Annotated in this window: 11 protein-coding genes, 1 tRNA gene and 2 pseudogenes; 8 read left to right on the top strand and 6 right to left on the bottom strand. The window is 66.8% G+C overall.

What is annotated here, in order from left to right; genetic code table 11:
- Entirely contained in the window at window positions 1-1,278 is a 1,278-nt protein-coding gene (locus tag EO174_RS17905; protein ID WP_126946389.1) for an O-antigen ligase, read from the top strand.
- A 129-nt stretch (window positions 1,279-1,407) separates the two neighbouring features.
- Here the strand turns inward: EO174_RS17905 and EO174_RS17900 are convergent, their stop codons facing one another.
- Window positions 1,408-2,232, bottom strand: coding sequence for a glycosyltransferase family 2 protein (locus EO174_RS17900; RefSeq protein ID WP_104650058.1), 825 nt, complete (start codon window positions 2,230-2,232; stop codon window positions 1,408-1,410).
- On the opposite strand from EO174_RS17900, the gene EO174_RS17895 reads away from it, so the two are divergent.
- Window positions 2,233-3,291, top strand: coding sequence for a CDP-glycerol glycerophosphotransferase family protein (locus EO174_RS17895; RefSeq protein WP_126946386.1), 1,059 nt, complete (start codon window positions 2,233-2,235; stop codon window positions 3,289-3,291).
- Window positions 3,292-3,387: 96 nt separating this feature from the next.
- Here EO174_RS17895 and EO174_RS17890 read toward each other — a convergent pair whose 3' ends face one another.
- The 3 genes from EO174_RS17890 to ribA form a co-directional block, all read right to left on the bottom strand.
- Complete coding sequence (locus EO174_RS17890) at window positions 3,388-4,893, bottom strand: PH domain-containing protein (RefSeq protein ID WP_126946383.1); 1,506 nt, start codon at window positions 4,891-4,893, stop codon at window positions 3,388-3,390.
- Window positions 4,890-5,366, bottom strand: a complete 477-nt coding sequence (locus tag EO174_RS17885) for a PH domain-containing protein (protein WP_104584141.1) — start codon at window positions 5,364-5,366, stop codon at window positions 4,890-4,892. The genes EO174_RS17890 and EO174_RS17885 overlap by 4 nt, the downstream gene beginning before the upstream one ends.
- Before the next feature lie 139 nt (window positions 5,367-5,505).
- Window positions 5,506-6,639: a GTP cyclohydrolase II RibA gene (gene ribA, locus EO174_RS17880; protein ID WP_119131707.1), complete on the bottom strand. Its 1,134-nt coding sequence runs from the start codon at window positions 6,637-6,639 to the stop codon at window positions 5,506-5,508.
- 244 nt (window positions 6,640-6,883) lie between these two features.
- Here ribA and EO174_RS17875 point away from each other — a divergent pair, with 244 nt between their 5' ends.
- The gene (locus EO174_RS17875) at window positions 6,884-7,405 is read left to right on the top strand and encodes a GNAT family N-acetyltransferase (protein ID WP_126946374.1); all 522 of its coding nucleotides are present in this window, start codon (window positions 6,884-6,886) and stop codon (window positions 7,403-7,405) included.
- Between the two features lie 289 nt (window positions 7,406-7,694).
- Here EO174_RS17875 and EO174_RS17870 read toward each other — a convergent pair whose 3' ends face one another.
- The gene (locus EO174_RS17870) at window positions 7,695-8,609 is read right to left on the bottom strand and encodes a lauroyl acyltransferase (protein WP_126946371.1); all 915 of its coding nucleotides are present in this window, start codon (window positions 8,607-8,609) and stop codon (window positions 7,695-7,697) included.
- Between the two features lie 99 nt (window positions 8,610-8,708).
- On the opposite strand from EO174_RS17870, the gene dtd reads away from it, so the two are divergent.
- The 5 genes and pseudogenes from dtd to EO174_RS23425 all read left to right on the top strand — a co-directional run bounded on the left by dtd (window position 8,709) and on the right by EO174_RS23425 (window position 12,397).
- On the top strand, window positions 8,709-9,149 hold the full coding sequence (gene dtd, locus EO174_RS17865) for a D-aminoacyl-tRNA deacylase (protein WP_047694681.1): 441 nt from the start codon (window positions 8,709-8,711) through the stop codon (window positions 9,147-9,149).
- Window positions 9,150-9,257: 108 nt separating this feature from the next.
- Window positions 9,258-11,132: an RNA polymerase sigma factor RpoD gene (gene rpoD / locus EO174_RS17860; RefSeq protein ID WP_039564462.1), complete on the top strand. Its 1,875-nt coding sequence runs from the start codon at window positions 9,258-9,260 to the stop codon at window positions 11,130-11,132.
- A 185-nt stretch (window positions 11,133-11,317) separates the two neighbouring features.
- Window positions 11,318-11,631: pseudogene (locus tag EO174_RS17855) on the top strand (hypothetical protein).
- A gap of 286 nt (window positions 11,632-11,917) precedes the next feature.
- Window positions 11,918-11,993 (top strand) — tRNA-Ile (locus EO174_RS17850).
- 131 nt (window positions 11,994-12,124) lie between these two features.
- Window positions 12,125-12,397: an Arm DNA-binding domain-containing protein gene (locus EO174_RS23425; RefSeq protein ID WP_343132549.1), complete on the top strand. Its 273-nt coding sequence runs from the start codon at window positions 12,125-12,127 to the stop codon at window positions 12,395-12,397.
- Here the strand turns inward: EO174_RS23425 and EO174_RS17840 are convergent.
- A pseudogene (locus EO174_RS17840) lies at window positions 12,289-13,013 on the bottom strand (BCCT family transporter). The gene EO174_RS23425 and the pseudogene EO174_RS17840 overlap by 109 nt on opposite strands.
- Between the last annotated feature and the right edge of the window lie 22 nt (window positions 13,014-13,035).

Genomic DNA, 13,035 nt, shown 5'->3' with positions numbered 1-13,035 from the left:
ATGAATTCCTTGCCCACCCAGCCCGCTGCACTTTCCTCCTCGGCCCCCATTGCATCACCGGCAGGTGTGGGCATTGCCGAACTGGGTGTCTTTGCGTTGACCGCGCTGGTGGTCAACATGCCGAGTGGCTTGCTGCCCTTCGGGCTGTGCCTGCTGCTTGGCTCGCTGGTGGGCTGGCGCAGCCTGCGCGCGGGCATCGTCGCGCGCAGCTGGTCGGTGCGCGCGCTGGGCTGGCTGACGGCGGCGGTGATCGCGATGTCGCTGCTGTCGATCGTGCTGTTCGAACACGGGCTGCGCGATGTCGACAACCGCTCGCGCTTTCTGGTGCTGCCCTGGGCGGCGGTGTGGGCGTACGCACTGCAGCCGCGCCAGATCTGGCTCTGGCGCGGCGCGTTGGCCGGCGTGTTCGTGGCAATGGTGATCGCCATGCTGCAGGTGATGAACGGGGCCCCCCGCGCCGAAGGCTGGACCAATGCGATCGTGTTTGCCGATATCGCGCTGATGCTGCTGGTGGTGGCGGTGTTCTGCCGTCCGGTCGGCCATGTGCGCTGGCTGGTGGGCGCGGCCATCGCCACGGTGGTGGTGATCGTGCTCAGCGGCAGTCGCGGGGTGTGGTTGTCGCTGCTGGTGACCCTGGGCGTGCTGATCTGGGGCGCGCCCTGGCAGAGCGCACGCCTGCGCTTGCTGACCTTCGTCGGCGGTGCGGTGCTGGCGGTGGGCGTGGTGCTCAGCGTGCCGGCCTTGACCGAGCAGATGCGCCTGGGGGAGTTGCAGAGCGACCTGCGGCGCTACGAGGTCGGCGACAGCGACTCGTCTGCCGGTGCCCGTATCGAACGGCTGCACGTGGCCTGGGATACCTTGCGCGCGCATCCGCTGACCGGCATCGGCGTCGGGCGCTTCGACGATGCGATGCGCGAGCTGCCGGTGTGCGCCGGCGACACCTGGCTGCTGCGCTGTCATCTGGGCCATGCGCACAACGATCTGGCCGAGTGGGGCGCCACCCAGGGGGTTCCGGGGCTGTTGCTGTTGTTTGCGGTCTACGGCGTGCCGTTGTGGATCTTCGTGCGGCTGCATCGACGCAGCGGCCAGCGCCAGTTCCGCGGGCCGGCAGCGGCCGGTGTGATGATCGTGGTGAGCTATGCCCTGTGCGGACTGACCCAGTCGATGTTTGCGCACCAGGTGTCGGCCAGCTTCTACACGGCGATGGTCGGTGTGCTGGTCGGCCTGGCGGCGCGCCAGGCGCAGGCATACTCGGTGCGAGCGGCCGACAAGGCCTAGCGAGCGGCCTTGCGGTGGGTGGTGGGCTCGGCCCCATCATCGGATAGGTGACTGTTGGCTCGGAGCGCCGACCTGGCGGCGGGCGCAGCCGTCGCAGCCGTCGCGGCGGTCGCATGCGGGTCGCTGCGTTCAGCCGTCGCGGCGATCGTCCACGCGCGGCGGATCCTGCACCGGTTGGTTGTGCTGCAGCAGCCACAACATGATGGTCTTCTGGCGCACGTAGTTGGCGCGGACATAGGCGTAGATCAAGCCGTGCCAGCCATCGCGAAACCCGCCACGCAGCAGGTAGCCGCGCCAGAAGCGCCAGGCCGGTGCCAGCACCAGCTTGCTCCAGGTCGCACGCTTGCCGCGCGCGTAGTCGTGCTCGGCCATCATCTGCGCGTAGCGCTGGGTCTTGGCCAGTTGCTGCGCCAGCGAGCGGTAGGGGTAGTGGATCAGGTCGCCCGCCAGGGTCATGACCGCCCCGTCGACACTGGCTGCTTCGTGGATCTCGCGCTTGCCGCGCCAGCCGCCGCGGCGTCGATCGAACAGGCGCAGCACCCGATCCGGATACGCATTGCCATGGCGCAGGAACCGGCCGAAATAATCCGACAGCCGTGCGAAGCGATAGCCGGCCGCGCCGGCAAAACCGCCATCGCGCGCGGCAATGATCGATGCCCGCAAGCCATCGCTGACGCGTTCGTCGGCATCCAGGCACAGCACCCAGTCATGGCTGGCCTGCGCCACGCAGAACGCCTTCTGGCTGCGATAGCCATCGAAGGTACGTTGCAGGACGCGTGCGCCATGTGCGGTGGCCAGCGTCACGGTGGCATCGGTGGAGCCGGAGTCCACCACCACGACCTCGTCGCAGAACGCCAGCGAGCGCAGGCAGTCGCGTAGGCGATCGGCCTCGTTGAACGCGATAATGCAGGCGCTGATGCGCGGCCGTTCGTCGGGTGCGGTCGAAGAGGACATGTGATGGCTCAATACCTGCTGTTCGCAACGGAGCGTTACGCGTTGCCTATTCTGGCGCCATTGGCGCAGGCATTACAGGCCCGCGGGCACGCCGTGTCTGCCTGGTTCGAGGGTGGTGCGCGCGGGCTGGTGTTGCCGGATGTGCGCCAGGTCGGCCTGCGCGAGGCGCTGTCGCTGCGCCCGCAGGCGGTGTTCAGCGCGGCCAACTGGGTGCCGCCGTTCATTGCCGGTGCCAAGGTGCAGCTGTTCCATGGTTTCAACGTGCAGAAACGCGAAGACAACCGTGGGCACTTCCGCGTGCGTGGACTGTTCGATCTGTATTGCACGCAGGGCCCGGCCACCACGGCGCCGTTTCGCGCACTCGCCGCGCGCGAAGGGCATTTCGCGGTGGTCGAAACCGGCTGGCCCAAGCTCGACCCGGTGTTTCGCGACGATGGCGGACGCGGCGCGGCACTACGCGCGCCCGCCAACGGGCGGCCGGTGATCCTGTTCGGCTCCACGTTTACCGAGCGCTTGAGCGCCGCGCCCGCGCTCTACGAGCAGATCGCCGCCGATATCGCGCGCGGTGCGCATTACTGGCTGCTGACCCTGCACCCGAAGTGCGCGCCGGAGCTGTTCGATCGCTATCGCGCGTTGGCCGGGCCGCATGCATGCTTTGTCGAACCCGAACAGGTCATGGCCGCGCAGCGTGCGGCCGATGTGCTGGTGTCGGATACCTCATCGATCGTGTCCGAGTTCGTGGTGCAGCACAAACCGGTGGTGACCTTCCGCAACCGCGTGCCGCAGCCGCATATGCTGGACTTCCAGCAGCCCGGGCAATTACCGCAGCAGCTGGCGCGCGCGTTGGCGCCGGATGCGGCGCTGCGCAGTGCGCTGGCCAGGTATGCCGATGCGATCCATCCGTACCGCGACGGGCAATCGTCGGAGCGGGTGATTGCAGCGACCGAGGACTTCATCGCCGGTAAGGTCGGTCCACTGCGGCGCAAGCCGCTGGGCGCAGTGTGGCGCGGCCTGCAGATCCGCCGCGAACTCGGATACTGGGGCCCGGCACAACGCTGATCGCTGTTGGTTGCGCGTTGACGAGCTATCGCTGCCAATCAGCACTTCACCCAATCCCGAATCCCGAATCCCCAATCCCGATTCCCGATTCCCAACTCACCAACGCAACTTGCGCCGCGTCAACGCGGCACCCAACCGGGCCTGCAGCGCCTGCGCCTGCGCCAACGGCACAAAGCGCAGGCGTAACCCCGGGCCGGTCGGGCTGGCGCCGGCGGTGTCCAGCCACAGCGTTGCGGTGCCGGACAGGCGATCCAGCGGCGAGCGTTGCAGTTGCAGCGCCTGCAGCTTGTCCAGCTCGGCCAGCCGCCACCAGCGTTTCCACCAGCCGCCGCGCACGGCGACAAACCGCGCATCCACCGCATAGCCCATGCGGTGCACCTGGCGATGCGCCTTGAACGCACTCCACGGCAACCACAGCAGCAACCACGCCGCCTGGTTGCCGAATTGCCAGGCCAGGCCACCCACCAGCGGCAGCAGCACCAACAGCGTGGGCAGGCTCAATCGCCACCAGCAATGCGTGGCGATCGCCTGCCACTGCGCAGGCGGCCAGGCAATCCCAGGCAGCAGGCGCTGCAACAAGGCATCGCAGCGCTGCGGGTCGGCGATCGGCGCAAGTTCCTTCAATGCGCTGCCTTCGCTGTCGGCGGTGCCGGCCACTGCGGTCTCCACCCGCAACTGGCGACGGCCGAACAGGCGATGCAGGCGGCTTTCGTACAACGTCCACGACTGGATGCGCCGCAGCGCCACACTGCTGCGGATGCGCGTCAGCAGGCCGCGCTCCACGGTGAGGCGGCGCTCGGATTGGCTGAGGTGGAAGCCGTGGTACTGCGCCACCGCCAGGGCCACCGACAACGCGCGCATCGCGATCAGCACGGCCAGGGTGCCGAGCACCACCAGGGTCGCGGCGACGGCCGTCCCCGGATGGACCTGGCTGACATAGCGGTATGCCAGCTCGCCGTTGTGCTCGACGAAGTTGGACACCGTGCGGCGCGGGATCATCTGGTAGATCACGCCGAAGCTGGCAGCCACCACCACCATGCCGCGATTGGAGATCAGCCCCAGCCGGATCACTTCGCCCATCGGCAGGCGCAGCAAGCTGTTGCTGTCGGCCTCGGGCTGCGGCGTCGTGGCGTCGGCATCATGTGTGCGGCGACGGATCAGGTCTTCCAGCGCCAGCGCCTGGTCCAGCCGCAGCACGCGCATTTCCGCTTCGGGCTTGTGGCCACCGGCCGATTCCAGCCGCACTTCGGCCACCCCGGCCAGCCGGTGCAGCAGCGATTGATGCACCACCACGTTGTGGATGCGCGCGAACGGGATATCGCGCCGGCTGCGTTCCAGCAGCCCGCTGCGGATCGCCACGCCATCGGTGCCGATGCGGTAGCGGTAGGTGAAATAGCGCAGCACCGAGATCGCCACCAGCACCGCCATCACCACGCCGGTGGCGATGTGGTCGGCCGAGTCGCGGCTGCCATCGCGGCTGCCGAACAGGATCAACGCCGCCAGCGGAATCAGGAACTGGCGGATCTGCTGCAACAGCACGAACACCCACGACAACGGATGCAGGCGCTGCTCGTCCTGGCCGGGATGTTCGATGGCACTCACAGCGCGTCGTCGTCGTGATCGAGCTGGCGGGCGAGGCGGTCGCGCAGGCGTTCGGCATCGCCCTGATCCAGGCCGGACAAGGCCACCGCGTTGAGCCGGCTGCCGGCGGTATGCACCACCAGCGTGGTCAGCCCGGTGGCGCGTTCGATCGGGCCGCGGCGCAGGTCCACGTGCTGCACGCGCGAAATCGGAATGCGCGTGTCGCTCTGCCAGAGATGACCGCGTTGCAGCGCCAGCCCGTGGTGGTCGAGTTTCCAGTGGGTGAGCCGATGCCGCTTGACCGCGAACCACGCGCCCAGCAACGCGGCAACCACGGTCAGGCCCAGCACCAGCGGCCAGTGATGCCAGGCGTGCAACCCCGTGGCGGTCACGCCGGCCGCGATCAGCCCGGCACATCCGCCGCCCAGTGCGCCGTTGACGCCGGCCACATAGGCCCCGCGCTGCGGTAGCGGTTGCCACTGCGTGTGGTCCACGGCCGGACCCTCTGCCGGCGCGGCGGTGACGATGACCTCGGGGTGCGGCGGTGGAGCGTCGTGCACAAGGCTGGCCTGCAGAAGCGGTGCGCAAGCATAGCCGGGCGCCGAGGGCGGGCGCATCCAGCGCTGGCGGCGCTTACTGCGCGGCCAGGATCAGCGCGTCCACATCCAGCGCATGCCCGGCGCGCGCAGCCTTGGTGCGCAGGTACTGCTCGTTTTCCGCAGTGATGTCGCCGGTCACCGGGATGCGGTCTTCGACCGCGATACCGGCCGCGCGCAGGCGCTCGGCCTTGGCGGGATTGTTGGTCAGCAGCCGGATCCGGCCGATGCCCAGGCCGCGCAGCATCGCCACCGCACTGCCGTAGCGGCGCTCGTCCGGGCCAAAGCCCAGTTGCGCGTCGGCGTCGATGGTGTCCAGGCCGGCATGCTGGTAGCCGTACGCGCGCATCTTGGCGGCGATGCCGGTGCCGCGGCCTTCCTGGTCCAGATACAGCAGCACGCCGCCGCCGAGGTCCTTCAGCTTGGCCAGGCCATGCCGCAGCTGGTCGCCGCAATCGCATTTGAGCGAGCCGAACAGATCGCCGGTCAGGCAGGAGGAATGCACGCGCACTGGCACTGCGGCCGACAGGTCGGGCTGGCCGACCACGATCGCCACCTGGTCGCGCTGCGCCACCCCGCCGCGAAACACCACGAACTCGCTCATCCCCAGCCCGCGCAACGGCACCGGCGTGCGGGTGACCAACTCGTAGCCGGCAGCGGCGGATGTGGCGCAACCGCTGGCCAGATCGTCCAGTGCCAGCGACTGGCAGCCGGCGAAGGCGGCCTGGTCATCCGCGTCGTGCAGCTCCACCGCCAGCATCGCCGGCAGCAGCAGTCCCAGCCGCGCGATCTCCACCGCGCCTGCGTCCAGCGTATCGCCCGCGGTCCACTGCGTCGGGACCGGGGTGTCGCGCAGGTAGGCCAGGGCCGCGAGCTGGTCGTAGTCGTGCTCGGCCAGCGCCACGCGTGCGCCCTGCGGGGCGTTCAGGCCCAGCACCTGGGCACGGGTCGGGGTGACGAACAGATAGTGCCGCCGCTGCGCCGCACGTGCGAAGGCCGCATACGACTGCGCGGTGCTGCTGTCCAATGCCAGTACCGCGCGTGCCTGCCCGTTGGCCGCGGTCAGCAGCACCGGGCGGCCGGCGCGCAGCTCGGAGGCGGCGCGCTCGCAGCGGATCGCCGCCGGATCACCGAAGGCCTGTGCGCTGGAGGAGGGGACGGGGCTGCTCATGCACGACTCCAGATGGGGATTGCCACGCCCGCTTCAAGGCGGACGCTGCCGCGGCCACTGCCTGCCGCATGCAGCCATTGTCGCGTGGTTCGCAATCGCCAGTCGCCACGGCCGGGTGGAACGCTGCATCCAGCGCTCGCCGTTTGAGTTGCACGGCAGGCGTGGATTGGTTGCATGCCGGCTGCGTTGTTCATCGCCGGGCAATGCCTTTTAATCCCAGGACCCCCTGCCCGTATCGGATCCCATGTCTCTTATCGACTGCAGCGAAGACCGTCACGCCAGCGCCATCCTGGACATCTTCAACGACGCCATCGCCACCTCTACCGCGTTGTACGACTACAAGCCGCGGCCGCCGGAAAGCATGGTCGGCTGGTTTGCCACCAAGCGTGCAGGCGGCTTTCCGGTGATCGGGGTGGAAGCGGCCGACGGCAGCCTGATGGGCTTTGCCAGCTACGGCACCTTCCGCGCCTGGCCGGCGTTCAAGTACAGCGTCGAGCATTCGGTCTACGTGCACCGCGACCATCGCGGCAAGGGCCTGGGACGCCTGCTGTTGCAGGGTATGATCGCGGCGGCAGAACAGCGCGGCGTGCATGTGCTGGTCGGCGGTATCGATGCCAGCAATCAGGCCAGCATCGCCTTGCACGAACAATTCGGCTTCACCCACGCCGGCACCGTGCGCGAGGCCGGCTTCAAGTTCGGGCGCTGGCTGGATCTGGCCTTCTATCAGCGCATCCTGGCCACGCCAGCGGACCCGCACGACGATTGAGCGTGGTGGTGATGCGGCGTGACACATTCTGCGCGCGAACCTGCCGTAAGCGGTTGATGGGAGCGCGCGTCGTGACGCGTTCTCCTGGGCGTGCGGGGCCGCAGGACGCGTGATGCGCCGGACCTGATTGCAGCGTCGTTTCGGTGGCTGCACGGCATTTGGCACAACGCCGTCATCCACGCCCGGTAGCTGTGCCCCGCCGACGGGACGGCCCGGGCGCCGATGGGGACTGGTGTGCAGGCAGCACCGGCGCCCGTCTCAAGGCGAGTGGCCGCTGGCGATCGGTGACCTAGTGCGGATGCCGCTCGGTCGCGTAGGGATTGGCTTCGCCACTGCCCGGCGGGCGCAGCGTGTAGCGCTTGTAGGTCCATTGATATTGCGCCGGGTCGCGCCGGGCGATCTGTTCGATGCCGGCATTGAGCGCGCTGGCGGCGCGCACCGGGTCCGGGTCGGCCACGGCCGGGTCGGCCGGCTGCACATGCAGTGCAAACTGCAGGTCGTCGCCGGCGCGCTCGCACCAGCCGTACAGCACCGTGGCGCCGGTGCGTTCGGCCAACCGGTTGACCAGGGTCATGGTCAGCGCCTGCATGCCGAAGAACGGCGCAAACACACCATCGCCCATCTTCGGCTGCTGGTCGGGCAGGATGCCGACCGCGCCGCCGTCCTTGAGCACCTTGAACAACTGCCGCACGGCCGGGCCTTCGGCGCGCACCTGGCGCACGTTGTCGCCGCCGCGTGCAAGCTGTAGGAAGCCGTCCACCGCCTCGGACTCCGGCGGCCGGTAGACAATCGCGATCGGCCCGCGTTCGGACAGCCACTGGTTGAGTAGCTCCCAGTTGCCGAAGTGCGGCGCGGCCACGATCACCCCGCGGCCGGATGCCAGGGCCGCGTCGTAGAGCTCCTGGCCATTGCGCTGCAGGCGCGCCAGGTTGTCTGCCGGCGGGCGGGTCCAGGTGCGCAGCACTTCCAGGGTCTGGCGTGCGGTCGATTGCAGGACCTGTGCATGCAGCTGCGCGCGCTGTGCCGCGCTCAACTCCGGGTACGCCAGCTCCAGGTTGCGCCATGCCACGCGCGCCTCGCGTGCATTGAGCTTGCGCCAGCTCCAGGCCAGCGTATCGGCCACGCGTTTGAGCAGCGGCCAGGGCAGGCGGCCCACGGTGGCGGCGGTGGCATACAGCAGGCGAGCGCGAAGATCAGGTGTCATCCGCGCAATTCTAAACAGCGCGGCCGGTGAAGACCCGCAGGTGACACGGCGGGCAGCGCTGGGCATGCTGCGCGGCACAGTTTGCTGCCCGGGATGCCCATGCTTGCCTTGATCCAACGCGTTACCCGGGCCTCGGTCACCGTCGACGGCCAGAGCGTCGGGCAGATCGGCCCCGGCCTGCTGGCCCTGGTCGGCGTGGAGCCCGGCGACAGCGACGCGCAGATCCGGCGCCTGGCCGAGCGCCTGCTCGGCTACCGGGTATTTGGCGACGACGCCGGCAAGATGAACCGCTCACTCACCGACACCGGCGGCGGCCTGCTGCTGGTCAGCCAGTTCACCCTGGCTGCGGATACCAGCTCCGGCAACCGGCCGGGCTTCAGCACGGCCGCGCCGCCACAGGAGGCTGAACGCGCGTTCAATCAATTGGTGGCGATCTGCCGCGAAAAACATCGCGGCGGGGTGGAAACCGGGCGCTTCGGGGCCCATATGGTTGTCGACCTGGTCAACGACGGCCCGGTGACCTTCCTTCTCAGACCCTAGATACAACACGTCCACCAGCGGTCCCGTCTTGAATCCGGCAGACCGGGCTTCACGCTGGTATAATGCTAGGTTCTCTTTCCAATCTCAAAGCCGGTGGCGCGAGCACTCATGGCCAACGAACGTCCTGCCCAGCAATCCGACATCAAGCTACTGATCAGCAAGGGCCTGGAACAGGGCTATCTGACCTACGCCGAAGTCAATGACCATCTGCCCGACGACCTGGTCGACCCGGAGCAGATCGAAGACATCATCAGCATGATCAACGGCATGGGCATCGATGTCCATGAAGTTGCACCCGATGCCGAAACCCTGCTGCTCAACGATGGCAACACAGGCAACCGCGAGGTTGACGACACCGCCGCCGAAGAAGCCGCCGCCGCGCTGACCGCGCTCGACACCGAAGGTGGCCGCACCACCGACCCGGTGCGCATGTACATGCGCGAAATGGGTACCGTCGAGCTGCTGACCCGCGAAGGCGAAATCGCCATCGCCAAGCGTATCGAAGAAGGCCTGAGCCAGGTCCAGGCAGCACTGGGCGTGTTCCCGCTGTCGACCGAAATGCTGCTGGCCGATTACGAAGCGCACAAGGAAGGCAAGAAGCGTCTGGCCGAGATCGTGGTCGGCTTCAACGACCTGATCGAAGAAGCCGATGCCGCCGCCGCTGCACTGGCCGCCGCCGGCCCGGTCGCCGTGGACGAAGACGCCGTCGATGAAGACGACGACGAAGACGGCGATGACGACGCGGCCGAAGAAGAGGCCGGCCCGACCGGTCCGGACCCGGTCGAAGTCGCCACGCGCATGGAGAACCTGGCCAACGAATACGCCAAGTTCAAGAAGATCTATGCCAAGAACGGCGCCGAGCACAAGCTGGTGGTCAAGGCGCGCGAAGACATGGCCGCCATCTTCACCACGCTCAAGCTGCCGCTGCCGCTGACCGACGCGCTGGTCACCCAGCTGCGTGGCGTGGTCAACGGCATCAAGGATCACGAGCGCAAGGTGCTGCACCTGGCCACCACCGTGGCACGCATGCCGCGCAAGGACTTCATCCGTTCCTGGGAAGGCAACCAGACCAACCTGGAATGGGTGGAAGACGCACTCAAGCGCAAGCAGAAGTGGTCGTCGGCGCTGCGCGACGTCAAGGACCAGATCGTCTCCGAGCAGCAGGGCTCGATCGAGATGGAGAAGGCCAACTACCTGACCCTGGCCGAGATCAAAGAAATCAGCCGTGCGATGGCCTACGGCGAAGCCAAGGCACGCAAGGCCAAGAAGGAAATGGTCGAGGCCAACCTGCGCCTGGTGATCTCCATCGCCAAGAAGTACACCAACCGCGGCCTGCAGTTCCTGGACCTGATCCAGGAAGGCAACATCGGCCTGATGAAGGCCGTGGACAAGTTCGAATACCGTCGTGGTTACAAGTTCTCGACCTATGCAACCTGGTGGATCCGCCAGGCCATCACCCGTTCGATCGCAGACCAGGCGCGCACCATCCGTATTCCGGTGCACATGATCGAAACGATCAACAAGTTGAACCGCATTTCCCGCCAGATGCTCCAGCAGTTCGGCCGCGAGGCTACGCCGGAGGAGCTGGCCAAGGAAATGGACATGCCCGAGGACAAGATCCGCAAGGTGATGAAGATCGCCAAGGAGCCGATCTCGATGGAAACCCCGATCGGCGACGACGAGGATTCGCATCTGGGCGACTTCATCGAGGACACCAACGTGGAGTCCCCGATCGACAACACCACCAACATCAATCTCTCCGAAACGGTGCGTGACGTGCTGGCCGGGCTGACCCCGCGCGAGGCCAAGGTGCTGCGGATGCGCTTCGGTATCGACATGAATACCGATCACACGCTGGAAGAAGTCGGCAAGCAGTTCGACGTCACCCGCGAGCGGATTCGTCAGATAGAGGCCAAGGCGTTGCGCAAGCTGCGTCACCCGAGCCGTTCGGAGCAGCTGCGCTCGTTCCTGGACATCGACTGATCCGGTCGTCGTACCGGTGCAGTGATCACACAACAGCCCCGCACTTGCGGGGCTGTTGCGTTGTAGGGCCTGCCGCAGGCTATGCTTGTTGGGTGGACGTTTGCCGAACCAAGATGCGTCGGGGATGGCGCAGCTGACGTTCACGCCTCGGCGACGAAGCCAGACAGCGGCGCAACATGAAGCCGATGTTTGTTCCAGGCTCACGTGACGTTCTAGCCGTGGCTTCTAAGTTGATGGACGAATGGAACGAGGCCGTCGTATGAGCAGGCAAAGCCGGTTTGAAACCACCACATACCGCGAGCACGAGATTCGCGTACGCGCCGAGCAGGCGTCCCCTGGCGCCAGGTGGACGCTGTGGGTCGACGTGTATGCATTGGGCGGCAAACGCCAGCCACGCATCAGTGGCCGGGAAGCGGGCTGGGAGACCTACCAGGAAGCCATCGCGCAGGGATTCCGCGCGGGCCGGCAGTTGGTCGATGCGCAGCTTGAGGTGGCTTAGAGGCTGAGATTGGGGAGTGGGGATTCGGGAGTGCTGAGGTGCTGATTGCTGGGTGCCAGTAGCTACCGGATCTTGCACTGCCAATGGTGGGCAACGCCCACTGACCGCGTCCAGATTCAAGAGCCCGGCTTGCGCCGGGCTTTTTTGTGCGGGCAAGCGCAGGTGCGTGCAGGCGCTTGTCCCTCATCGACGCCGGATGTCAGCAGACAGCGACGCGCGCGGACAGGTAAACTTTCGCCTCAGCTGGACGGTCCGACATGCTCCGCATCTCGCCACCCACCCTGCCGGGCCTATAGCTCAACGGTTAGAGCAGAGGACTCATAATCCTTTGGTTCCAGGTTCGAATCCTGGTGGGCCCACCAAAAAGCAGTCCAGTGACGTCCGAGTTAGTCCAAAGCTCGCGGGAAACTACTCGAAAATAGCTGTTTTGGGTCTTTTGACGTCCAGTGGTATCCAGTTGCATCCGGCGACATAGTGAGTCGGGCTGTGAGTCGTGGAGCGGCAACCGGTTACTCCGACTCACAAATATCTGACTCCCCTGCTCACGGATGCCAAGCTTCGCGCGCTCAAACCTAAAGTGGCCGCCTTTCGGGTGGCGGACTCGAACGGCCTCTGCATAGAGGTTCGTCCCACGGCCTCGGAGGCTTGGCGCTACCGCTATCGGTATGCCGGCAAGCCACGCATTGTGACCATCGGCGAATACCCAGCCATGTCATTGATGCCGGCGCGCGCGGAGCGCGTGCTGACCTCCAGGCCGAAAAGATAGTTCAGGCCGGCGTTGATCTGCATGACCCCCAGGCCGAGCGAGGTGGCCAGGCCGAAGATGGTCCCTAGCGCGGCGGACGTATCCACTGCGTGTCCGAGCGGGCCGTGGATGCGATCTCCAATCAGCGGGTAGAGCGCAGATCGCACGCGCAGCGGCAGGTTGTGCCGATACGCGAAGTAGGCCAGGGAAAGTGCGACGACAGCATGGATCGCCCAGGCATGGATGCCCCACTGGAAGAAAGTGATGCGCATCGCCTGGCGCGCCGCCGCCGCCGATTCCGGCACGCCGACCGGCGGAGTGCGTAATGCGTGATGGATTCGGCGACGCCGAAGAACATCAGCCCGATGCCCATGCCTGCAGCGAACAGCATTGCAAACCAAAAGCCATAGTTGCAATCCGGTGGACGGTGGTCCGGCCCCAGCTTGATGCGGCCATAACCGCTCACCGCAACCCCGATCACAAATACCAGGAATCCGACGACAGCCAGGATGGTGAACCAGCCGGCATCGTTGGCGGCCCAGGTCTTGGCCGCAGTGAACCAGCGGGTAGCGACTGCTGGCGCAAAGGCAGCTAGTGCAAGCAGGGCGATCAAGATCGTCGCGGTCGGGATGAACACCTGCGGCAGGATGCGCTGGCGG

The organism is Xanthomonas sp. BRIP62418 (assembly GCF_003993495.1).
GTDB lineage: Bacteria > Pseudomonadota > Gammaproteobacteria > Xanthomonadales > Xanthomonadaceae > Xanthomonas > Xanthomonas euroxanthea.
The sequence above is the reverse complement of the archived record's forward strand: the minus strand, read 5'-3'. Positions and strand labels throughout refer to the sequence as shown.